The sequence below is a fragment of the Paenibacillus sp. CCS19 genome, from assembly GCF_033239625.1.
Taxonomy (GTDB): domain Bacteria; phylum Bacillota; class Bacilli; order Paenibacillales; family Paenibacillaceae; genus Paenibacillus_T.
In genome coordinates this window covers 342007-365456 of the sequence record NZ_BTCK01000001.1, presented here as the reverse complement: position 1 = coordinate 365456, position 23450 = coordinate 342007, and the positions used below count along the sequence as shown (strand labels likewise).

The following is a 23450-nucleotide window of genomic DNA, read 5'->3' as shown; positions in this document are numbered from 1 at the left end:
GCTATAGCGTATCAAATTTTTACCGTCTGGTAAACCATTTTTTGAAAAAATATTTCATCACCTTAATCTTTCTTGTCGAAAGTCAGGCTAACCCGAACTCATTGATTAATGACTGAATGAGAATAACACTTCTCCGGAAGTCGCATCGACAACGACATTATTTTCGGTGAAAATAACACGTTCTGCGTCGCTGCCAGCAACATTACCGCCCGCTGCCGGAAACGACACACCCGTGAACGTCACGATATAGACAGGCGTATCGCGCAGTCCATTCACTTTCAGCTTATCGTTCTTGCGAATGGCTGATTCGGAGAAGGATTGAATCGGTGCCGTTATCAGTTGATACTCCACCTTTATGCTCTTTGCCATTGAAGATAAGGGAAAATAGGTAGATGCTGATTGGATTGCATCCTTCTCCGACGTAACAGCTCGCTCCTTCGGTTTATGCAGCATTATGTTAGAATTGGCAAGAAACTGTGCATCGATCGAAGTGTCAGCTTCTTCGTAAGTGTCATTCGACTGATCAGCTTTGGCTGCTGACACAACGGGAATAGCTAGAAGCGCAGTGAAAACCAGCAACAGAACCATTTTTCTCAACACTTCGCTTTGCCCTCCTTTTCCAACTCTCCACTTTCACCACTGCATGAAGACTGATTCACCCTAATGGTTCAAACCCCAGTTTTCTTAATGTATCCATGTAGACGACTAATTCATTCGATTGTTTAAGCTCATCTACATTCATCAAGGTATTAAGAGCGTTTGATACGACAGCCTTCCGCGGATTGTCAGACACCGCTTCATCCTGTACGAATTGTAATAAATCGATGGCGAATTGTTTATGCTCACTGCTTCCAGCGGATTTCTCAATTAATTTCTTCAAATTGCCTGTACTCAGCGCGAGATCGTTGTAAGGAAAATTGGTTTGTTCTCCGCTTAATAAAGTCTGTTCAAACTCTTCATTGTCGAAGAGTTTTATGTGTTTATGTTTGAGAGATGACAGTACTTCTTCACCGAGACTAAAACAATAATCGCATATCTCGTACATGGATTTCGGTCGTTTGATCATCGCGTTAATTTGACTGGCATTATGTAACGTTTCGGTCAACAACATCGTAGCATCCGCAAGATAATCCCGATATTCAGGAAAAATCTGTCCCAGCCTTACATATAACCAAGACACCCATTGCTGCCTGATATCTTTGAGAAAAGCATGAATTTCGTTATCGTTGGAAACGACAGCATCCATAATCAGAGCGTTGATGTTATTCTCTACGCGATAGGTCATCATCACTTCCAGCTGACGAATGAAAAGCTCCTTGTTCGTTTCCTCCTCACCAATTAAGAGCCGATCACGATCCGCATACATTCGTTCTTCCGAATACAGCAGCGCTTCCCGAAGCAGCTCTCCCTTTGTTTGAAAATGTTTATAGAAAGTGCCCCTTGATATATTGGATTGGTCCAAAATGTCCTGAATCGACGTGGCGTGATAACCCTGTTCAATGAAGAGACGGATTGCCGTAGTTATAATATCCGATTTCTTAACCTGCATCGTGATCCCCCTTTCAGTCATTATAACAGTTTGTACAGCAAATACATAAATAAACTCGATGTATATTTTCTTATTGATTTTTCATTCAAGCAAGTTTAATATAAACCTCGTGAACTGTCAGTTCAATTTTAGACCGACTGTATATACAATGTCTAAAATCCAAACTATATAAGGATCGTGGTGACCAACATGAATACTGAAAACCTTCATTACTTTGAGAAAGCACCAATCGCCAAGGCCGTCGCACACTTCGCTGTGCCGATGATGCTGGGCATGTCCATGTCTGTCGTTTATTCCATCTTAAACGCCTTTTTCCTCGGTACGCTTAACAATACAGCGATGTTAACCGCACTCGCGTTAACCTTGCCGTTATTTGCAGCCATTATGGCGCTGGGCAACTTGATTGGCATCGGCAGCAGTGCATTCATCTCCCGATTGCTTGGTGATAGACAATACGATGACGTAAAACATGTCTCCTCCTTCGCCTTCTACAGCAGTTTAGCGCTCGGACTTATCTTGATGGCTGCAGGCCTCCCATTAATCGATTCAATCGTTCGTGGCTTAGGTGCGACGCCAGACTCCTTCAGCTTTACGAAGGACTATGTCACGATTATGATTATCGGTTCGCCATTCATCGTCTTATTCTTCACGCTGGAGAATATCGTACGCTCGGAGGGTGCAGCAATAACGTCTATGATCGGTATGATCTTGAGTGTGGTCGTTAATATTATTCTCGATACACTCGTTATCTTCGTCTTCCATTGGGGCATTATTGGCGTTGCGTCTGCTACGATCATTGCGAATTTTGCTGCGAGTGCATTCTACGTCTTCCATATTAAGTCTAAGAGCCAATTCTTAACGGTGTCCATCCGGTGGTTCAAGACGAATAAGGTGATTCTCAGCAATGTATTCAAAATCGGGGTTCCCGTATTTATTATGAGTATCTTCCTAGGTGCAATGTCGCTCATCTTCAATCGTTATCTGGTCGAATATGGGGAGCAAGCCGTCGCCGGCTTCGGCATTTCATCAAGGTTACTGCAGTTTCCTGAGGTTATATTAATGGGTTTATGCGAGGGCGTCGTACCGCTCATTGCCTTCTCTTATACAGCGAACAAACTGCGTATGAAGCACACCATTTCTTTTACAATAAAAGCGATCTTGGCTTTAGCAGTCATGTTCGGCGTTATCGTCTATCTGATCTCCGATCACTTAATCGGCCTGTTCACGAATGACCCGCAATTAATTGAAATGGGCAGCTATATTCTGCATGTAACGTTCTTATCGTTGTTCATTACCGGGATGACTTCGTTGTTCACAGGGATATTCCAAGCAACAGCGCAAGGAACCGCCGCATTCGTCATGTCCATTATTCAAGGCATTACCCTGATTCCGGTGTTGTTCATCGCCAATCGAATAAACGGCTTCCACGGAGTCGTCTGGTCCCTCGTCATTTCAGATGTCGTCGCGTTCCTGGTTGGTGCCGTTATGCTGTATGTCCTACGGAACAAGCTGCAGCCGGACTTGGAACAACTCGCTCAGTAGAGGGAGAAAGGCGATCCACTCCCCCACACATCTGTTCTAGTGCGGCATTATAATCCATAATAGGTAACATAATTTATAATATGTAACTTAGATTGCTTCCTATTAGGAAACCCTCTCGCCTTGAGATATTAGACAATCAATGGACAACACAAAGAAGAAGGCCAATGTATCCGGCCTTCTTCTTTGTTCTTAAGTTCCGCAGAACGTCCGATAATTACAGTTCTGCTGCTCGGGCAGAACGGCATATTCAACCTGCTCTGCTGAATGCGCGAACGGATGCGCCAGCGCATTCAGCAGCCTCTCCATTACACTGTAATCGCCGTTCTTGACGGCTGCATCCAGCGCTTCCTCCACCCGATGATTGCGAGGAATGACAGCAGGGTTACTGCGCCGCATCAACTGATGCGCATCATCCAGCGTTGCAGCCTGCCGCCCTCTTCGCACCAGCCAGCGATCCAGCCATGCAGCGAAATCCTCATGTTCAGCAAGCGGAAGTCCATCGAATCGGTCGAACGTAAGCGCGACGAACGTATTCGTATAATCTGCCTTCGTCTTCTGCATCATCGCGAGCAGCTCTTGGATCAGCGCTTCATCCTCTTGCTCTGTATCTGCCAGTCCCAGTTTAGCGCGCATGCCTGCAAGCCAATGCTGGTGGTATCGATCCATATAATGCTCGAGCACGTCCTGAGCAAGCCGCACGGCTTCGTCATCATCCTCGTGCAGCAGCGGCAGCAGCGCCTCCGCAAGTCGTGCAAGATTCCATGCGCCTATACGCGGCTGATTGCCGTACGCATAACGGCCTTGCGTATCGATCGAGCTGAATACCGTCGCCGAGTCGAACGCATCCATGAATGCACATGGCCCGTAATCGATCGTCTCGCCGCTGATCGCCATATTATCGGTGTTCATGACGCCATGAATGAAGCCGACCAGCTGCCATTTCGCAATTAATGCCGCTTGCCGCTCAGCAACCTTCCGCAGCAGCACGAGATAACGATTGTCCCCTTCCTCAGTATCCACCTCTGCAAAATGTCGCTGCAGCGCATAGTCCGCAAGCTCGCGAAGCTCATCTTGCGTTCCCCATTGGGCAGCGAACTGGAATGTGCCCACACGCAGATGACTCGCTGCTACACGCGTCAGCACAGCGCCTGGAAGCGCCGTTTCGCGATAGATCGCTTCACCTGTCGTCACGACCGCAAGACTGCGTGTCGTCGGAATGCCTAGCCCATGCATCGCTTCGCTGATGATATACTCGCGCAGCATCGGCCCGAGTGCCGCTCGCCCATCGCCGCCTCGGGAATATGGCGTCCGGCCGGAGCCTTTGAGCTGAATATCGAACCGTTCACCGTCTGGTGTAATCTGTTCGCCCAGCAGAACAGCACGGCCATCCCCGAGCCGATTGAAGTGACCGAATTGATGTCCGCCGTAAGCTTGAGCAATTGGCTCCGAGCCTTCAGGAAGCGCATTGCCTGCGAATATTGCAGTTCCGTTGGAGCTGCGCAGCACTTCTGCATGCAGCCCAAGCGAAGCTGCCAGCGGCTCATTGACAACAACAATCGCAGGGTCCTCCACTTCAGTCGGACTCACCTTAGCAAATAAGTTATCAGGGAGACGGGCATAGCTATTGTCGAAGTTCCATCCTGCCTTTGTATTGGTCATCGTATCTCCTTCTTGAAGCCCTTGTTCGAAACCCACGCTAACCTCATTTAGTATGGGCAGTACTATGGACACTTATTTCGCGCCGTGCTTCTTCTCAAGCACCTCTGCGGCCCCAGCCGAATACGCGAACATGCACAATGCCTTTGGTAATCCAATGCGTTGCGACATACAGTACGATGAACCCAAGCAATAATGGTCGGAAAATAATGCCGGCTATCACCCACGTGATGAGAACTTGCCACGGTTGCATCTTTCTCAGAATTCGTGTTGGCCACAGCACAATACGATAAAGAAGCTGACTCTGCTGCAGCGCCGCCAAATATTCATCCCGGTACTGCTTCTCTTCCGGATTGATCCGAACGACGGTCCTCATATACGTTTCTTGAAGCTTATAGTCACCGCGAAGTCCCGCTGCCCAAGCCAAATAGAGTAAGATTTGAGGATTCTCGCTATCGTATTTAATCGCCTGACGATCCAATCGAGCGCTCTCAGCCATATTGTTCAGCAATGCTTCGGTATAGCTGAGTATTGCTAATAAGATGGGAGATTCCGCATTAATCTCAAGGGCTTGCAGAATCTTCTCCTTCGCTTCCTTGAATTTGCCTTTCTTGTTCAACAGATTGGCATGATAGAAGTGATAGCTCGTCTCATACGGATCGATTCGTTGCGCTTCAGGCAATGCCTCGTAGAATGCAGCCTCATCCTGACGTTCATAATAAACAACAATCCGTACATACCACGCCACTTGATGATCGGGATCACGCTTCAGCGCTTCATCAGACCAGTGCAGCGCCTTCTCGGTATCGCTCATACCCAAGTAGATTTGCCCAAGCAACGCGAACAAATCTGGATCTTCCGGCTGTTCTCGAAGCAGCTGTTCCACTTCTTGAAGCGCTTCTTTATATCTTCGCCACTCAATCAGTTGATACACCGCGCGCAGCGCTTGAACTTTCGAATCGTACACGACCTGCTGGCTCCTCTCTAGATCATTGCTACTTAACCCCATGCTTCTTCATATAATCCAGAATAATCTGGTAGTCCTTATTCACATCGCTGAATGTCGCGTAATTGCGAGCAGTGGAGAACCATTCCAATGTCGTTGCTTTACGTGATTTCAGGGCAGCCTTCAGATCATTCTGAGTGACAGGTTCGATCTCGCCTGATTCGAACATTCTCTCCATTGCGGATTCTACGGCATCTTGAATAACCTGTTCGAGATCTGCGCCGGAGAATAACTTCGTATCCGCGGCAATCTTCTTCAGATCGACTGATCCGAGCGGCTTGCCAGCGAGTTTAAGCTGCAAGATCGTTTCCCGTTCAGCCTCTTCTGGCGGCGGTACAAATACGAGATGATTGAACCGGCCTGGACGACGCAATGCGGAATCCAGATACCACGGCGTATTCGTCGCACCGATCACGAATACATTGTCATTCTGTGATTGCAAACCGTCGAGCTCCAGCAGCAGCTGGTTCACAAGCATCCGATCGTGATGCTGACGCATTTGATGACGAGAACCGCCCATGGCATCCAGTTCGTCGATGAAGATTACACAAGGTTTATTCAACCGCGCCTTTTCGAAAATATCATGCAAATTATGCTCGCTCTGACCTGCCCACATCGACAGAATCGCTTGAAGCTCGATATGCATGAAATTGGCATCGATCTCACCGGCTACCGCGCGCGCGAGGAATGTCTTACCGCAGCCCGGAGGACCGTATAATAATAGACTTCCGCCCGCCTCTCTTCCGTAAGCAGCGAACATCTCCGGTTGTTTGAGCGGAAGAATGAAGTTCATTCGAATCTTCTTCTTAACTTCTTCCAGCCCGCCGACATCGGCGAAAGTTTCCTTCGGCTTGTCGGATTCGACCAGCGAATGATCATCTTTATTGAATTGAATAAGCTTCATATTTTTACGCCTGCGCTCTGCAAGTTCATCATGATCCGACATGTTATTCGCTCCTTTAATTCTCGATTCTAAGGGCAATTCCATAAATTCACTTATCCTCATATTACAATAGAAGCACCTATCTTCTCTACCAATTCTATCAAAAGAAGACCGAGCAGCATTCTGCTCGGCCTCTTTATTCAACGATACGATTGTCACCATTCTCTCATGTGTCGCTGCTCGCCGCATGCTGCTCATGTACGATCGGTTTGAACAACATCGCTCCTCTAACCGACCATGCAGCTGCTAACAAGGCAATGCCCGTTAACAAGAATACATACGGAATACCGATCCAACCGCCGAGAATGCCGCCAAGCAATGGTCCTACCACAATGCCGAATTGATTGGCGGATTGGCTCAGACTGACTGCCCGGCCTCGGAAATTGTGATCCACATGCTGAATAATGAGCGCATTAAGCGCCGGAAACACGGCAGCGAAGAACAATCCGTAGCTGAATCGCAGCAAGCCGAAGCCAATCAGATTGTGTACGAACATCTGAAGCAAATTGCCTAGGCCGCCGCCAATCAAGCCGATGAACAGCGTTCTGCTATAGCCGATTCGCCCGCCTATTCTCCCCCAGCGCGACCCCATTATGACCGTCGCTGCACCAACTGCAGAGAAGACGATGCCCGAGCTTAACGTTGCTCGGCTTGCGCTGCCGCCAAGATGAACGACATAAATCGTAATTAGCGGCTCCAGGATAAGCACGGAAGTCGAGACAAGCATAATGAGCCCGAAAATGCGCAACAGCTTCGGATTGGATGCAGCCCGCTTCACATCCTGTATGACACTCGTACGTTCTGTCGACCGACGGCGATGAATCTCCTTCACACCTAGCACGATCAACGCGGAGATCAAAGTGATGATGGCAGAAGCAATGAAGCAGCCGCGCAAGCCTACCCATTGAGACAAGACGCCTCCCGCAAGCGGACCGATAATGCTCCCCGCCGCTGTCGAGGTCGATATAACGCCGAGCGCATATCCGACATGCTTCTCCGGCGTATTCGTTCCGACGAAGGTGATTGAAGCAGGACTGAAGCCCGCCATGAGTCCTTGGAATATCCGCACCATAATGAAAGTGATAGGATCATAGACGAAGAAATTCGCCAGATGCGCCAGCGCGAGTCCGACGCCTGAACGGAACAGCATAAGCTTGCTTCCATATCGGTCCGCGAGCGATCCCCAGAACGGCGCACACAACCCGCTGATTAGGAAACTGATCGAGATCGATACCCCTGCCCACACTTCCAGTCCGCTCTCAATTCCTAAGTCTTGGTTCAGGAACAGGGGGAAGAACGGAACGGACAGCGTGTAAGACATATGATTGAGGAATAAACCGATCCATAAGATGTATAAGTTACGCTTCCATAGTTCCAAGCACTGCTCCCCCATTCGGTCATGCTGCTCTATTGCTTTTATGATTACGAGACATTATGCGTATACGAATTCGGTCTGATCGCGTCGTTGATACAGCTCCCAATACTTATTGGCGATTTCATCCGGATCGTAAGCCGTTCCTTTCGCAACATAGCCGCTGATCGTGACCGTACCTACATAGATGTTGTCAGGCTGCAGCTCTTGCGCGAGTGACAAGGCAAGCGATCGTACGCCCGCTTTGCCGATCGACAAGGATGCATATTCTGGATTAGGCGAGAGAGCCAATCCGCCTCCCGTAATAAGAATCGTGCCTTCCTTGCGAGCACGGAAAGCAGGAATGACCGCTTTGACGCTCGACAAAGCACCCACAACATTCACTTTGAACTCGTCGATTAGCTGCTGTTCGTCTAGAGAAGAAATGGCGGCTCTCGAGATGTAGGCTGCATTATACAACAATACGTCCGGCGTGCCGAATTGCTCGCGAATGTGCTGGAATGCCTCGGCGATCGAATCCGGCTTCGAAGCATCTGCAGCAACTGTATACGTTTCTACTGATTGATCGTGAAGCTCGCTTGCGAGCACCTCGAGCGATAGCGGATTGCGAGCGACGAGTACGACGCGGAAGCCGTTGGAACCAAATTTGCGTGCTACTGCCGAACTAACGCCTGGACCTGCACCGACGATAACGAGAACTTGCTGACTCATAGTAATCGCTCCTTTTAATTTGTGGTCAAATCCCACTCATTCACATTATTGAACGTGCCTAAGTTGAGCGGCTTGCCGCCTACTACCAGGTTAGATACCGCTTGAAGTCTTTTCTCCGAATAGATGCTGAGCGTCGGAAGATCATCATGCAAGATTTGCTGCAATTGATTGTAAATCTCGTGACGTTTGGCCGGATCCGATTCAGTTGAGCCCTTGGTGATCAGCTCGTCGGCCTGCGGGTTATTGTAGTGAATGAAGTTGTTCGCGTTATCGCTCTTGAACAACGAGAAATAGTTGCTTGGTTCGATGTAATAGTCACGGTTGAAGATGGTCAGATCGTATTCGTCCTTGAGCACCTTCTGAATGAGCGTGCTGAAGTCGAATTTCTGCACTTCCACCTTTAAGCCGGCATCCTTCAAGTTCTGAACGAGTATGTCCGAGGCTTGCTCGCGGATTTTATTGCCCGCAGGCACGAGGAATCGAAGAGTCTTGTTCGAATCCCAGCCCGCTTCCTTCAGCAGCGCTTTCGCTTTGTCCGGATCGTAAGTAACCAGTTGAATATCCTTGTTATAGTAAGGATTGTCGCTTGGAACACTGCCATCAATCACGTCTGCCTGCCCTTTAAGCAGCTGCTCGACAATAAGCTGACGGTTGAGCGCATAAGCAATCGCTTGTCGAACTTTAACGTCATTGATCGTCTTATTGTTAAAGAACAGCTCCGCAGGCTCGGAAGGACCGCTCGAATCCACCGTTACATTAGTGAGCGCCTTCACCTTCTCATAGTCTGTGATCGGAATAAGTCCGACCGGCAGCGAGTTCATTTGAATGTCTCCCGTCTGCAGCTGGGCGATCAGGTTCGTCGCCGGCAGTACTTTGACGTAGATTTTGTCCAGCTTCGCAACTGGTCGGTAGTAGTTGTCGTTGCGTACAACCTCTGTATATTGATCCTTCTTGAAGTCCGCGAACTTGAAGGCGCCGATCGTCACTTCCGGCTTTTGAAAATACGCGTTCGTCGCCAGCTGGTCCGGGGCCACATCCTTCAACACATGTTCAGGAATGAAATACACCTTCGTCGCGAACGTCTCCTTGAAAATGTTCGGGTCGATCGGCGTCTTCGTTTTCACCTCGAATGTATGCTCATCGACAATCTTCAGACCTGACAGCTCGGTTTGTCCCTCCTCCAACTTGCCGGCATCGTTCGTTCCTTCGATAAAGTTCAATCGGAACGAGCTCTCCACCTTCGGATTGAGCGCCGTTAGCAGCGTGAACCGAACATCCGCTGTCGTGAAGGGCTGACCGTCATTCCACACCGCATTCGGATTCAGCTTTACTACATAAGTTTGATTGTCAGTCGTCTCCACGGATTCTGCCAGCTTCGGCAGAAACTCGAAGGACGTATTAATATCAAGCAGCGCATCGTTGATCAATGCCAATACGGTTCTGGACGCGGAATCGCCCTGATCATTAATCTGGTTAAGCGTAGGAGGCGAATTCACGATACCGATCGTAACAACCTTATCCTTAGCAGGGGTTGTAGATGCAGCATTCGTGGCGGCGTCCGTCTTCGCAGGTGCATCGGCAGCAGTCTTCGCAGTATCCTTGCTCTCCGTCTGTTCGGAGCTTGCTTGCTTGTCGTTATCGCTGCCGCAGGCAGATACGAGAACGAGCAGTGCAGTGATCAACGTAAGCGTGAATAAGCGTAACGAAAATTTCAACGGGGATTCCTCCTTGTTTGGTGCAGATGGTCGGTGAAGTCTTTTTAATTGTGATAATCAATGAGTCAAATGTCGTCAGCTCTTCGGATCGAGCGCATCGCGCAGTCCATCGCCGACGAAGTTGATCGCCAGCACCGTAATTAAAAGCATCGTTCCAGCCGGCACCCATAGCCATGGCTGATCGGTCAACACGGTCAGTGATTGCGCGTCGCTGAGCATATTGCCCCAGCTTGCAGTCGGCGGCTGAACACCCATGCCGAGAAAGCTAAGTCCCGCCTCGCTCATAATAGCGCTCGCTATGCCGAAGGTGGCATTAACGATGATCGGTCCCATCGCGTTCGGCAGCAGATGTCGGAACCAGATGCGCGGTGCGCTGTAGCCTAGCGCCCGACCCGCTTTAATATAATCCAACTGTTTAAGCGATAAGACGCTGCTTCTGACAAGACGAGCGACCGCAGGCCAAGAGAACAGCGCCAGGACCATAATAATCGTCGTAAGACTAGCGCCGATGGCACTGACGACGACCAGAATAACCATTAGGAACGGAAAAGCCATGAACATATCCGTTACTCGCATAACGATCATATCGAGCCATCCGCCAACGTAAGCAGAGATAAGTCCGACGAGTGTGCCGAATGCGACATATAATCCAACGGTCGAGAAACCAACGATCAAGGAGACGCGCGACGCTGCAATAAGACGGCTCAGCACGTCTCGGCCAACTTGATCGGTGCCGAGCCAATGGTCTGCAGACGGCGCCGCTGAGAATGCGGCTGTCACAGCATATGGCGAATGCGGTGTAAGCAGCGGTGCAAATATGCCGCACACGATGAGCAGCAAGGTAACCAGCAGCCCGATAACGGCGAGTCGATGCTTGGAGAAGCGTCCTGCCACCTGTCGAAGGTAGCCTGCCGATGGATGAATCTCAATATCGTTGCCCGATATAGAATCGTCTGCATCCAAGCGCTGACGCAGTCCAGCCGCGGATGGTGAATTCGCTTCAGCGACTGTTGTATGATGCAGTTCTAGTTCGCTAGCACGCATTTGCTCCACCCTCATCTGTACTGGATTCGCGGATCAGCAATCGAATAAAGAATGTCCGTAATGAGATTCGATGCCAGAACAATAACAGCAGCTACGAGATTCAATGCCATCAAGGTCGGATAATCCCGCGACAGAATGGATTGCATCGTCAGTTGGCCGATGCCTGGCCATTGGAAGATTTGCTCGACTAGAATGCTGCCTCCCAGCAGGACTGGAATCTCGGTTCCGAATACGGTGAGAATCGGCAGCAGTGCATTGCGGAGTGCATGCTTGTAGATCACAAGCGATTCATGGACGCCCTTCGCTCTTGCCGTACGCAAATATTCTTGTCCAAGCACATCCAGCATGCTGGCACGTATGTAACGGATTTTCTTCCCGACAATGCCCACAGCGAGAACGGCAGCAGGCAGAATGAGATGACGCAGCGTATCGCCGATGCCGCCGCCTTCGCCTAACGTGCTCATCCCTCCTGTCGGCAGCCAATGTACCTTCAGCGTAAACAGGTAGATCAATCCAAGCCCAAGGAAAAATGGCGGGATCGACAGCCCGATGAATGCAAGTCCAGTCATCGTATGATCGAATGCCGTGTTATGTCGTACAGCACTCGCAATCCCTAGTGGTATTGCGATAAGCAGCCCTATTATCAGTGCTGTGAGAGCAAGCAGAACGGTTGGCCCGATACGTTCGCCGATGATCGATGCAACCGGTGCGTATGAGCTGAAAGAGTATCCCAGCTGTCCATGAAACAAGCCGAATATCCACTGCCAATACTGCACGGCGAATGAGCTGTTCAAGCCGAGCATTTCTTTCTTTGCCTGCAGCAATTCAGGCGGCGTGTTCGGATCGATCAGCATATCGACCGGATTGCCCGGCGCCAACTTCATAATCATGAAGCTGATGATCGTAATACCGAATAGAACGGGAATCGAAATCATCAATCGCCTGGTAATGTAGGGCAGCATACGATTCTCTCATCCTCCTTTCTAATTGCCATGTGCTTACCAGAGCGGATAATGGCATGCAGCAGCGTGAGCAGTTCCTTGGAGCTGCGGCTCCTCTTCGCGGCACTTCGCCTGTGCATAAGGGCAGCGTGTATGGAAGCGGCAACCATTAGGCGGGTTAACTGGATTAGGCGCCTCGCCGTCAAGCAGCGCTTTATGTCTTGATCGCAGTTGAGGATGATGGACCGGATTCGCATCCAGCAGCAATCGGGTATAAGGATGCTTCGGTTTCTCGAAGAGACTATTCTTGTCACCGAGCTCAACAATCCGCCCTAGATACATGACGGCAATCCGCGTACTGATGTAACGGACTGCGCCAAGGCCGTGAGCGATGAACACATACGTTAAGCCGAGCTCCTTCTGCAGATCCTGCAACAAATTGAGAATTTGGGCTTGAATCGATACGTCTAGCGCCGATACAGGTTCATCGCATACGATGAGCTTAGGCCTCACCGACAGCGCGCGTGCAATGCCGATTCGCTGTCGTTGTCCGCCTGAGAACTCGTGCGGAAATCGATCCTTGCTCGATCGCGGCAGTCCGACCAGATCCAGCAGCCGATCAATCTCTCCCTCAACCGCTGACTTATCGGTCAGCCTATGTGCGAGCAAGGGCTCCGCCAGCAGCTCGCCGACGCGCTGACGCGGATTCAACGAAGCATACGGATCTTGGAAGATCATTTGCATTTGCGTCCGCAGCGGTTTCATCCGTCTATCCGAGAACTTCGTAATCTCCGCTTCATCGAACCAGATACGACCATCATGAATATCTTCAAGACGCAGCAGCGTTCTGCCGATCGTCGATTTGCCGCAGCCCGACTCTCCTACTAGACCCAGTGTCTCTCCTGCATAGATATCCAATGTCACACCGTCAACAGCACGGACGTATTCCTTCGTTCGGTTTAGAACCCCGCCTCGTATCGGATAGTACGTTTTCACTTTATCCAGCCGAGCGATCGTCGCCGATCGATGAGCTTCGTGTGCGTCATGCAAGTCATGCGCCAGCGTGCTTGTCATACGGATGCACCTCCTGCTGGCTCAAGTTTCGAATTCCCTGATGTGTCAGCAAGCCAGCAACGTACGAGACGATTGTCACCTGCTGGCGCAAGCGAAGGCGGAGTTTGCCTGCAAATCTCTGTCGCATAGGCACAACGAGGGTGAAATCGGCATCCTTGCGGCAGGCGGTTCAATGCAGGGACCGTACCCGCTATCGATGCCAGTCTGTCTGGTCGCTCACCATCATGTGAATGCACGGAGGGTATTGCTTTCATTAAGCCTTGCGTATAGGGGTGCATGGGTTGATCAAATAGCGAATCTACATCCGCCTGCTCGACAATCTGGCCTGCATACATAACCACAACCTTATCTGCCATCTCAGCCACAACGCCCAAATCATGGGTGATAAGAAGAATGCTCGTTCCACTTTCCTCTTGCAGCGTCTTCAGCAGCGCCAAGATTTGAGCTTGCACCGTAACATCCAATGCCGTCGTCGGCTCATCGGCAATGAGCAGTTGCGGTTTGCTTGCGATAGCCATTGCAATGACTACACGCTGGCGCATTCCGCCCGACAACGCATGCGGATAGTCATGCATGACTGACTCCGGCCGTGGAATCCCAACACGCCTCAGCAGCTCTACTGCATATTCGCGCGCATCTCTTCCTCTTCGCTTCGAATGCAGCTTGATAACCTCCAGCAGTTGATGACCGACGGTGAAGACGGGATTCAACGCTGTCATCGGCTCTTGGAATATGATTGCGATATCCTTCCCTCGAATGCGCCGAAGCTCCTTCTCGGATTTACGCAGCAAATTATCGCCCTTCAGCCGAATCTCTCCTTGCTGAATAAAGCCGTTCTTCCCAAGCAGCCGAAGGATCGATTGTGACGCGACACTCTTGCCGCTCCCCGATTCGCCTACAATGCAAATCGTCTCTCCTTCGGATGCGGTAAGCGTAAGATCGTCGACTGCTGTCATCTCGCCGCCATCCGTACGGAAACCGACTGACAGACGATCAATGGCAAGCAGCGGCGATGTCATCGGGTAACCTCAACAGGTTGCGTCTTCAGGATCGGCGGTTGAGCTTCTGTCGGAATGGCCGGAATATACACACTGTCGCGTGTCGTTTGCCGGAACTCCTCTTTCGCTCGCTTCAGCGTCTCCTCCCCGGTCGTGAACAGCTCATATGCAGCAAGCGCTAACAGCTTGGCGGCATACTGCATCCCTTTCCGTCCGATCGAGGAACCGAACGCAGCAGTAGCCTGCCAGGTATGAACTTGAATGCCGACTGGCGCACAGGTTGTCGTTATCGTGCCTACCGGTGTAATCCATGACACATCACCTAGGTCAGTCGATCCTCCAAGCGTGACACCGATTGGTTTCCACCTTGCGAAACCGGTCGGAAGTGGTCCCTCTTCACCAAGTCCAAGCCGTTCGGTCTGATGCTTGGCTTGGCGCAGTGCAGTCGGATCCAAGGTGTCCGTTAGCTGCTTCGCCCATTTACGTTCCTCCACGGTAAAATCAATCGCTCCAGCTTCTTCCCATTGCGCAACGAGCAGATCATTGAGCGTCTCGTTAGGTTTAAAATCATAGGCGCCGGCTTTGATATCCCATGTCACGCTTGTTTCTGTCATAAGCGCTGCGCCGCGCGCAATATTAAGCAAGCGCTCAAGCAGACTATCCACTTGTTCACGATTCGCACCACGCAGGAAATACCATACGCTTGCTTGATCCGGGACGATATTCGGCGCTACGCCCCCGTTCGTTATCGTGTAATGGATACGCGATCCGTCAGGAACATGCTCCCGCAAATAATTGGCGCCGACATTCATCAGCTCCACTGCATCGAGCGCGCTTCTGCCCAGGTGCGGCGCGGCTCCGGCATGTGCGGTACGACCTTGAAAATAGAACTCAACCGACGTAAGCGCCGATGTTCCGGCGGAAACAGCTAAGTTGGACGATCCGGGATGCCAAGTCAGCGCAGCATCAAGGTCATGGAATACGCCTTCTCTTGCCATGAACGTCTTGCCGGACAGCACTTCCTCGGCAGGACAGCCGTAATAACGAATCGTACCTGTCAATCCCTCTTCTAACAGTCGGTCTGCTGCAGCGATAGCCGCCTCTACACCAGCCGTTCCGAGCAAATTATGGCCGCATCCATGCCCGGGACCGTTATGGACGACAGGTTCAGGTACGGTGTTGACTTGTTGAGACAATCCTGGAAGCGCGTCGTATTCTCCGATAAACCCAATAATCGGTGAGCCGCTTCCATATTCAGCGATGAATGCGGTCGGAATGCCACCCACTTGGCTTGCGATACGGAATCCGGCCTGCTGAAGAACAGCAATTTGCGCTTCGGATGCGAAACGCTCCTCATATGCTGTCTCCGGGTGCGCCCAGATTTGATCGGCTAATTGGTCGAAGCTTGCTTGATTTTCTTCAATCCACTGCACAATTTGCTGCTTGCTCATGACCAGCCTCCTCTATCGTATGTTCATATTCACAATTACTTTAATTCGCATCAGGATAGTGGAATTTAAGTTGAACATAATCTATCATCACCTATCTCTTTAGTCAATAAATCCCAATATAGGATTGTTTGATCGTTCGATTCATGAATTCAATCGATCTCATTCCAGCCCCTAGCAGAGCTTGTAGCCGCCTGTTATCACGCCATCAATCCCACTCGCAGATTGAGATATTGGAAGGTATATGTAGTCGAATTATTGCAATGAATAATTATCCAACAGATAACTAAATGAAACATTTATTTACAGTTGATAACACCTTCGCCATAAAGCTTTTATGATAAATAAGAGGCTGCACGCACAAGGTTTGAACGACCTTTATGTGTGCAACCTCTTCTTGTCAACAACCAATCATCCGCAGTCATCATCCTAACAACGTCTGGCGACGCTTATGTCGTTAACGCGAATGCCATCCAAATTAACATCACTTCGTACTAACCGATGCCCTCCCTGCTGGCCTTTCCTTCGTGACAGGCAGCGTAACTGTCGGGAGCACTCCTCGACCAACCTATAAGATTACGGCAGGCGCTCCACTGGGACAGCTTAAAGCACGCCGGGATCTACGTAGAGGCTTTATACAGCTATATAATAGATATATTTACGCTCTAACATATGCTTTAATCGTAGCTAGTCTTTTACCTTCTTCGAAACCAAACGGGCGAATGGTATAACTTGAAATTGAGGCAGGCATAATGAAGGTTTCCGCAAAATGTATAACAAACGGAGTAAATGACTCGTCAGGACTCTCCACGATGGCTGATTCTCCTTCAACCAGATTTAATACCTGTACGCTTCCGTTTCCTGTATGCTCGACTTTCTCCGAGAACCAATGACGGTGTGTTTCAATAAATTGAAATTCATGCAACCCTGTTCTTTCTTCAATCCATCCATTCCCTGCATCAATCCTTTCAACTTTATTCACCAGATTTTGTTCAACCCAGGAGGTCGTTCTATCCCATTGGATGACTTGAGCTCCATGAGCAATATGGACAGGACGAGGTTTGCCATCTAACCCGCACCGATCCCAATCCCATAATTTGAAAGTAAAAATATAAGGTGTGGCACTTATCTCAAGCACTACACAATCGGAGGCGGCACAATGAATGGTGCCGGCAGGGATTAAAAAGTGATCATGTTTACGAGCAGGAAAGGCATTTATGTAATGGTCTACTGGGAATGAACCAATCCTCTGTTGGGCTAACGTTAGATCTTCTATCATTTGTTCTGGGGAAGCAAGCTCTGTCAAACCAAGATATACGGCCGCATCTGTCTTTGATTCTATAATGTAATAGCTCTCATCTTGGGTATATGACATGCCGAATTGCTCTTGGATATACCCGACTGTCGGATGCACTTGAAGGCTTAATGGCTGTCCCTCCAGTGTATCCAGAAAATCAAATCGAATCGGAAATTCTGCACCGAATCGAGCATACACTCTTTCGCCTAGCAGCGCTTTCGGATGCAGATACACCAGATTGATGGCTGGCGATTCGATTCTGATTGATCCGTAATCAAGATAAAGACTGTTCTCTTCCGGCACACCATCGAATCCCCAAGCATAGGAATATTCTTTGGCAGGAAGATTCATATGCTTCTCTAGCCAACGACCTCCCCATACTCCTGGATCAAAATAGGGTACTAGCCGAAATGGCTGACTGGTCAATTGTTTTAAACCGCTCACATAGGCATTCCAACTTACCATCTTCGGATCATGACCTGAATTTGTATCAAGATAATAATCGATTTTGTTGAACAAAGACCGTTTTAACCGATCTGCCATTCTCCAATCATGGAAATACCCTCGTTTATACTTCTTAAGGATGTCTTCCCTCTCGTTATCTGCATGCCAATTTCCGAATTCATTTGTCCGATATCTCTGCTGGATCTCCCATCTAGCTAAATCTGCATAAATCAGAATATCGCCTTCCGCTACAAGTGAAGCGCCAAAACCTATTATTACAACTATCCCTTCTCGAACAGCATTGAACTTCTCTTGTATTTCGTTTATTTTCTCGCTATCATACATCTCTTCTATGCGGAAAGGCGTCATAAACCCTAACACCCGATCATCCGTCAAGTAACGGTCTAACAACGTATTTATCTCATTGATTGATTTGCAGGCGTGTTCAGCATGAAAGATTGCAGAGATAGGTAAGTGTCGTTTAAGACCTTCAATTATTTCTTCATGTCTTACACTCGGATAACATTCAATGACTAGCGTTGTTTTTCTGTTACGATGAATCTGATTATTCAGTACAGTAGAAATCTTCGCATAGCCCCGCTGAGCGTCATTGTCGAAACCACTAATTACAGTTGACGGCTCCTTATCGTAATTTGAGAACATATCATCACCTACATTTTTTTGATCTTTTCTTGAAAATAAAAAGCCGCACTTTCGCGCGGCCTTGGTTTCTACGATCTAACCGTGACAAAAGGAGCTAAGAGTTCATGCAATCCGGCAAGTGCTTGATTAGGATCTGAATAGTTCTTACCGCATGACAATTGGTAGTTGAACTCATAATGGCCTTCGCAAGTTGCTTTGAAGTTGGTTTCCCACTTGTTATTGGTCAGCCAAGAATATAGAGTTCCCTTAGGAACGCGTTTCGAATCGTAACTCCATAGGTTTAAACCGCCAATGTGAATCATTGGAGCATCCGGCGTCCCAATAATTACACCAGTGGACGTTCCAACTAATGCTGCCCCTGCTTGAACCATGTAGTAGTCTCGGCACGTATTGGGCAGCTGGTCAATTCCAGGTCGAATAGCTGCTCCTGCCTTGTCTATATACCATTGGCCTCCTGGGAGATCCATAGGAAACGACACATACATCCCTTCCGGATCGGTTACTAGATCTTTCGTCAACCTCACCTGAATATCGATTGAGGGAAGTTGCTTGTAAAAGGTGAAGTTCACTTGATAAATAGAGGCACCGGCAACTCGGTATGTAAAGCGCTGTATATGAAATACCTCACCGGACTCGATGGTTTCAGATGACATGCAGCGGCCACCATGTTTCTCATCTCGTGGGACCTTTCTTGCACGTGACATAAACCCAGCAGCCTCTCCACGCTGGCCGCCCGGAAATACTTGATAGACAGGTGACCCCAAGGGAGGTTCATCCACCTTGAGCAATTGCTGATCGGAGGACTTATCGATAAGCGAAACAATGCCGCCCCTCTCATTCCATCTAATCGAATAGAAAGGATTTTCGAAGCCGTCATGCATGCTGTTAAGGCCACTGCAGGTTGTTGATTCTGCTTTCACTTTTATTGGTTTGACAAACAGCTTCCTTTCTTGATGTCCGTCAAGTTCTAAAGCGACTGCGACTGCTTTGCCTCGCTTCGAAGTCGAAATCTGATGAGGATAGCTTCGTCCTTCATCATCCACGACAACGAAGGGACGATTCAGAAACTCGCTCTCCCACCCATCAAAATGAAGTCGAGCGATGGACGTCGAGAAATGTTCCATCGGGTTAATGACTAGGAATGAATTAGGTCTGCGTGCCGTAAAATCGCCTTCGCCACGTGCTTGAAGCACTTCATAGAGTGCCGTATTCGCAAGCTCATCTGCTTCAATTGCATATTTCATCTTTCTTAAATGAATACGTTGTACAAGATTGTCCCAAGGCTCGACAAAACAATGGGAATGTCCCCAAGTATGCTCTGCGTAGAGTAGTAGATTCTGCGTAATGGCTTGCCTATTTTCTGGCGTAACGATTGTTCCATTCGGATCTAGGCGTTCAATTAATCGCTTTGTCCGCTGTGCTTGCCGGAAAAGCGCAGTTTCGGTTGGCGTAGATATAGCTCCATCCGACCACCAATCCGTCCAATCGCCGCTATAAACCGGTATATGCTGTACATTTTGTTCCAGATGCATAAAGAATTGTTTGAGCGTGGACGAGGTTACTGTGACCGAATCCCCGTGTACTTGGTTCCACTGCTCGATTACATCGCAATAACTGTCGCTTACCGGACTGTTATCGGTATATAGTGCCGAACCCATGACGGGCAGAAAATCATAGGGATAATCGTTCTCCTCAAGAATTCGAAGCAAAGGGAAAATCTTTTCCTCCGCTAAGGATATATCAGTTACATCAACATATCCGCCACGCCCTTCGAGGATGAGTCCCGGAATACCTGGATCAATATCCGGATTCCATCCAGCTATCAATCCTAGTAAATTAGCTTTATGGTACGGAAAGCCGTTCCAAACTAGTATTCGATTTCCTTGCGGCGTCTGCCATTGGAATGGAACAAGCGGTTTAAACGGGCACCCTCCATGATGTGTATTGATGTTCATCATTAAGTAACGAACACCTGTGTTATACAACGCCTCTGACATTCCCCATGAAAATCCGTTAATATCGCTTCCCATTGCGACATCTAATCGCAGCCCATGTTCATCTGCGAATTGTCTCGCAGGCTTAAGACTGTCTTCCAGATGACCTTGGTCTAAGAGCTCGCAGAAGTGGAGGTAAAAGGCTCCTAATTCGATTTGTTCTTCTTTTATTGCATCAAGTAGCCTGTCTTTCTCAGTAGCATTTGCATCCTTCCAAAACTGCTCAAGCGCCCAGAAACCTTCGATCGTAAATTTAAATCGTGAGGACTCATCTCTCTTCTTTTCATGATCTATAACAGCAGCTTGAACTGCTTGACTGATAAATTGTTTGTGATAAGCCGCAATGCGTTCTTGGCAATCTGTGTATCCCACATCAATATGCGAGTGATTGACAACAAAAAGTTTCCATTTTCTATTTAAAACTTTGCTGCCGCTCATCGATATATTCTCCTTCTGGCAAGGAATGTTCATTCCGTTCTATTTTTAAATAATCGACCATTGAGTGAGCAGTGATTTTACTCGGCAATGACCCTGGTATGTCAGTAGAAAATCGGACAGTGACTGGATATGCAGGAAGTAGATCGAAGTAATTGTCAGAGAACCTGCCCTCCGATTCAGAAGACAACCAAACCTGTTTTGCGAGACGATCACTTTCCAGACGAACCCATATACCGTTCTCATCCTGTCCTTGGGTAAGTTTAACGACTGGTGAAGGTAAGTCTAAATCTTTTGTTGGAACCCAATAATGAATGTTTCGATCGACTTCTTCGCCATTTATCAATAACTTAGCGATCACAACACTCTTTGATGGCTGGACGCTGCCGATCAGATCCGCTGCTAGAAGTGCTGTGTATACATTGACTGAAGGTTGTTGAATGATAACTTCAGTTCCGATACGACTCATTAGGTTTCCATGAAAATCATATCCTTCAACTATGAGTTCCCCTTTTGAATGAACAACTGAATCTGAAAGGACCCGAACATCTAATTTTCCAGGAGCGCTCTCCTCAAATACGATTCGCAGGTCTTGGAAACTTCGCTTCACCGCGTATTGCAGTGCCTTCCAACGTCCGTAATAATCTATTCCGGACCATGAGGCTGCCGGCCAACAATCATTCATCTGCCAATACAAAGACCCCATGCAGAACGGCTTGTTGCTTCGATGGGACTCGATTGCCGTCTGAATAGCTTCCGCTTGCAATATTTGGCTCATATATAGGAAAGACTCCATATCTTTGGCTTCCGGCATATACTGTTGCATGTAAGTCAGAATAAGTTGGTTGCCACCACCGCTTCGCTGATGAGCAAGCATGACTTCTGATTCCAATTCCATATCCTTCTCGGAAGCATAAGTCTGCACAGTTCGATACTCAGGGAAGGATTGGAAACCGTATTCGCTCATAAACCGTGCTTGATGCGTGCGGTAACTATCGAAACTTGCCCCTGTATGCCATACCCCCCAATAATGAACATCCCCTGCTGTCGAAGTATGACGAGCATGCATTTGTTCATCGAACGATGCACTGCATAGTGGAGATGACGGCCAATAAGCAATTTCCGGCGCAAGTTGTTGAATCACTTCTGGAAGAATGCGATGGAACAATGCAACGTAATCCTGCCAGATTTTTTCCCGAAGCTCAGCGGAGTACTTCTGCTTCCATCCCCAGCCGGATGCCTCATCGTAATGCGACCAAGCCATGTCGATCTCGTTATTCCCGCACCACAGTGCTATGCATGGATGATTACGAAGTCTCCTAACATTGTCCTCCGCTTCTAAACGTACACTATCAAGGAAAGGTTGATCTCCTGGATACATGCTGCAGGCGAACATGAAATCCTGCCAAATCATAATGCCGTACTCATCACATAGGTTGTAAAATGTATCTGCTTCGTAAACGCCTCCGCCCCAGACACGGAGCATATTCATGTTAGACTCTGCTGCCGATTGGATCTCTTGGCGGTACCGTTCCTCTGTCACGCGTGTAATGAAACTATCATTGGGTATATGATTTGCTCCTTTAGCAAATACAGGAACCCCGTTCAATTCAAAATAGAACGAAGTGCCGAATGCATCCGGATCGGTGATAAGTTTGATCGTACGAAGTCCCGTTTTTACAGTTTTATGTGAAAGCGGTATTTCGTTCTTGGAAAGTTCAACATGAAATTGATATAGATTAGGATCCCCAAGCCCATTGCACCACCAAAGCTTAGGCTCATTCATCTCGAAGTTAAGTTCATAGGTCTGTTCGCCCTTTTCAAGTGCGATTTCTAAACTCCATGCATGATTGTCCGTTGTTAGTTCAATAAGCCCTTGACCTGAAGTGTCGCTTTTTACTTGAATGACCGCCGTTAAGGTTGCCGACTGATTAGAGACTTCGTGTTGTTGAATGTGTATATCCGAAATGACTGCTTCGGACCATCCCTCGAGTCGGACGTTTCTCCAAATACCGCTGGTTACAAACCTTGGTCCCCAGTCCCATCCGTAGTGGTATGGTGCTTTTCGAGCAAATACACTAAGTTTTTGATCTTCTAATTCTCCAACCTCGGACTGGTCATTGATGGCAGGCAGTGAGTATCCCAATTGTTTTAACTTTGGCAAGTCCTCCATAATTGGAGAACGGAATTTGATGAAGAGCAAATTATCCTGGTGCTTTAACCAAGGCTTTACATCCTTCCGCCATTCACGGAACATATTATCAACCGAAAGTATAAATTTACCGTTAAGCCATATATCCGCATAAGTATCCAAGCCGTCGAATACGAGTTCTAGTTGTGGTAGAAGAAACAAGTCTTCAGGAATATCAAAAACGGATTTGTATTCCCAGTCCTCTTTATCAATCCATTGAAGGTTTCTTTCATTCGTTCCATAAAACGGGTCAGGAATTACGCCATTCTCCCACAAATCGGTATGGATGCATCCTGGAACATGTGCGGGCAACCACCGATCCTCTTGTTTGAGCTTGAACTCCCAGTTTTCTAAATTCATACTATAATCGTTTCTCATATCCATTCTCCTATCCCATTCAAACATGCTTGTTATCTAATGAAGGGGG

General features: G+C 48.4%; 17 protein-coding genes and 1 pseudogene. 2 read left to right on the top strand and 16 right to left on the bottom strand.

The features are described 5' to 3' along the window. Window positions 1-105: 105 nt before the first annotated feature. On the bottom strand, window positions 106-600 hold the full coding sequence (locus tag SBI19_RS01740; protein WP_317964474.1) for a hypothetical protein: 495 nt from the start codon (window positions 598-600) through the stop codon (window positions 106-108). 55 nt (window positions 601-655) lie between these two features. Further along, a complete protein-coding gene (locus tag SBI19_RS01735; protein WP_317964473.1) occupies window positions 656-1549 on the bottom strand; it encodes a TetR/AcrR family transcriptional regulator in 894 nt (297 codons plus the stop codon). A gap of 189 nt (window positions 1550-1738) precedes the next feature. On the opposite strand from SBI19_RS01735, the gene SBI19_RS01730 reads away from it, so the two are divergent. After that, window positions 1739-3091, top strand: coding sequence for an MATE family efflux transporter (locus SBI19_RS01730; protein WP_317964472.1), 1353 nt, complete (start codon window positions 1739-1741; stop codon window positions 3089-3091). Between the two features lie 189 nt (window positions 3092-3280). On the opposite strand, the gene SBI19_RS01725 is transcribed toward SBI19_RS01730, so the two are convergent. From SBI19_RS01725 to SBI19_RS01675, 11 genes are all read right to left on the bottom strand, one after another. Further along, window positions 3281-4750 carry a protein adenylyltransferase SelO gene (locus SBI19_RS01725; RefSeq protein ID WP_317964471.1) on the bottom strand — a complete coding sequence of 490 codons (1470 nt, stop codon included), beginning with the start codon at window positions 4748-4750 and terminating at the stop codon, window positions 3281-3283. Window positions 4751-4844: 94 nt separating this feature from the next. Next, window positions 4845-5714 (bottom strand): tetratricopeptide repeat protein, encoded by an 870-nt coding sequence (locus SBI19_RS01720; RefSeq protein WP_317964470.1) that lies wholly within the window; start codon window positions 5712-5714, stop codon window positions 4845-4847. Between the two features lie 28 nt (window positions 5715-5742). Next, window positions 5743-6699 carry an ATP-binding protein gene (locus SBI19_RS01715; protein ID WP_317964469.1) on the bottom strand — a complete coding sequence of 319 codons (957 nt, stop codon included), beginning with the start codon at window positions 6697-6699 and terminating at the stop codon, window positions 5743-5745. A 163-nt stretch (window positions 6700-6862) separates the two neighbouring features. Further along, window positions 6863-8074: an MFS transporter gene (locus SBI19_RS01710; RefSeq protein WP_317964468.1), complete on the bottom strand. Its 1212-nt coding sequence runs from the start codon at window positions 8072-8074 to the stop codon at window positions 6863-6865. A gap of 54 nt (window positions 8075-8128) precedes the next feature. Beyond that, window positions 8129-8779: an SDR family NAD(P)-dependent oxidoreductase gene (locus SBI19_RS01705; protein ID WP_317964467.1), complete on the bottom strand. Its 651-nt coding sequence runs from the start codon at window positions 8777-8779 to the stop codon at window positions 8129-8131. A 14-nt stretch (window positions 8780-8793) separates the two neighbouring features. Then, window positions 8794-10494 (bottom strand): ABC transporter substrate-binding protein, encoded by a 1701-nt coding sequence (locus tag SBI19_RS01700; RefSeq protein ID WP_317964466.1) that lies wholly within the window; start codon window positions 10492-10494, stop codon window positions 8794-8796. 75 nt (window positions 10495-10569) lie between these two features. Then, window positions 10570-11538 carry an oligopeptide ABC transporter permease gene (gene opp4C / locus SBI19_RS01695; protein ID WP_317964465.1) on the bottom strand — a complete coding sequence of 323 codons (969 nt, stop codon included), beginning with the start codon at window positions 11536-11538 and terminating at the stop codon, window positions 10570-10572. An 11-nt stretch (window positions 11539-11549) separates the two neighbouring features. After that, window positions 11550-12500, bottom strand: a complete 951-nt coding sequence (locus tag SBI19_RS01690) for an ABC transporter permease (protein ID WP_317964464.1) — start codon at window positions 12498-12500, stop codon at window positions 11550-11552. A 36-nt stretch (window positions 12501-12536) separates the two neighbouring features. Then, the gene (locus SBI19_RS01685; protein ID WP_317964463.1) at window positions 12537-13553 is read right to left on the bottom strand and encodes an ABC transporter ATP-binding protein; all 1017 of its coding nucleotides are present in this window, start codon (window positions 13551-13553) and stop codon (window positions 12537-12539) included. After that, window positions 13550-14572, bottom strand: a complete 1023-nt coding sequence (locus SBI19_RS01680; RefSeq protein WP_317964462.1) for an ABC transporter ATP-binding protein — start codon at window positions 14570-14572, stop codon at window positions 13550-13552. Before SBI19_RS01680 ends, SBI19_RS01685 begins: the two co-directional genes overlap by 4 nt. Further along, window positions 14569-16002 (bottom strand): amidohydrolase, encoded by a 1434-nt coding sequence (locus SBI19_RS01675; RefSeq protein ID WP_317964461.1) that lies wholly within the window; start codon window positions 16000-16002, stop codon window positions 14569-14571. The genes SBI19_RS01680 and SBI19_RS01675 overlap by 4 nt, the downstream gene beginning before the upstream one ends. A gap of 515 nt (window positions 16003-16517) precedes the next feature. Between SBI19_RS01675 and SBI19_RS29540 the strand changes: the two are divergent. After that, a pseudogene (locus SBI19_RS29540) lies at window positions 16518-16730 on the top strand (hypothetical protein); the annotation flags it as partial. Here the strand turns inward: SBI19_RS29540 and SBI19_RS01670 are convergent. The 3 genes from SBI19_RS01670 to SBI19_RS01660 all read right to left on the bottom strand — a co-directional run bounded on the left by SBI19_RS01670 (window position 16658) and on the right by SBI19_RS01660 (window position 23407). Beyond that, complete coding sequence (locus tag SBI19_RS01670; RefSeq protein WP_317964460.1) at window positions 16658-18403, bottom strand: class I mannose-6-phosphate isomerase; 1746 nt, start codon at window positions 18401-18403, stop codon at window positions 16658-16660. The pseudogene SBI19_RS29540 and the gene SBI19_RS01670 sit on opposite strands and share 73 nt — an antisense overlap. Window positions 18404-18471: 68 nt before the next feature. Beyond that, on the bottom strand, window positions 18472-20835 hold the full coding sequence (locus SBI19_RS01665; RefSeq protein ID WP_317964459.1) for a glycoside hydrolase family 38 N-terminal domain-containing protein: 2364 nt from the start codon (window positions 20833-20835) through the stop codon (window positions 18472-18474). Further along, entirely contained in the window at window positions 20810-23407 is a 2598-nt protein-coding gene (locus tag SBI19_RS01660; RefSeq protein ID WP_483312216.1) for a beta-mannosidase, read from the bottom strand. The genes SBI19_RS01665 and SBI19_RS01660 overlap by 26 nt, the downstream gene beginning before the upstream one ends. Window positions 23408-23450 lie beyond the last annotated feature (43 nt).

Excerpts from the sequence above, each read along its gene's own strand:
- SBI19_RS01735 (WP_317964473.1), bottom strand. The coding sequence starts at position 1,549 with ATGCAGGTTAAGAAATCGGATATTATAACTACGGCAATCCGTCTCTTC.
- SBI19_RS01730 (WP_317964472.1), top strand. The coding sequence starts at position 1,739 with ATGAATACTGAAAACCTTCATTACTTTGAGAAAGCACCAATCGCCAAG.
- SBI19_RS01725 (WP_317964471.1), bottom strand. The coding sequence starts at position 4,750 with ATGACCAATACAAAGGCAGGATGGAACTTCGACAATAGCTATGCCCGT.
- SBI19_RS01715 (WP_317964469.1), bottom strand. The coding sequence starts at position 6,699 with ATGTCGGATCATGATGAACTTGCAGAGCGCAGGCGTAAAAATATGAAG.
- SBI19_RS01705 (WP_317964467.1), bottom strand. The coding sequence starts at position 8,779 with ATGAGTCAGCAAGTTCTCGTTATCGTCGGTGCAGGTCCAGGCGTTAGT.
- opp4C (WP_317964465.1), bottom strand. The coding sequence starts at position 11,538 with ATGCGTGCTAGCGAACTAGAACTGCATCATACAACAGTCGCTGAAGCG.
- SBI19_RS01690 (WP_317964464.1), bottom strand. The coding sequence starts at position 12,500 with ATGCTGCCCTACATTACCAGGCGATTGATGATTTCGATTCCCGTTCTA.
- SBI19_RS01685 (WP_317964463.1), bottom strand. The coding sequence starts at position 13,553 with ATGACAAGCACGCTGGCGCATGACTTGCATGACGCACACGAAGCTCAT.
- SBI19_RS01680 (WP_317964462.1), bottom strand. The coding sequence starts at position 14,572 with ATGACATCGCCGCTGCTTGCCATTGATCGTCTGTCAGTCGGTTTCCGT.
- SBI19_RS01675 (WP_317964461.1), bottom strand. The coding sequence starts at position 16,002 with ATGAGCAAGCAGCAAATTGTGCAGTGGATTGAAGAAAATCAAGCAAGC.
- SBI19_RS01670 (WP_317964460.1), bottom strand. The coding sequence starts at position 18,403 with ATGTTCTCAAATTACGATAAGGAGCCGTCAACTGTAATTAGTGGTTTC.
- SBI19_RS01665 (WP_317964459.1), bottom strand. The coding sequence starts at position 20,835 with ATGAGCGGCAGCAAAGTTTTAAATAGAAAATGGAAACTTTTTGTTGTC.
- SBI19_RS01660 (WP_483312216.1), bottom strand. The coding sequence starts at position 23,407 with ATGGATATGAGAAACGATTATAGTATGAATTTAGAAAACTGGGAGTTC.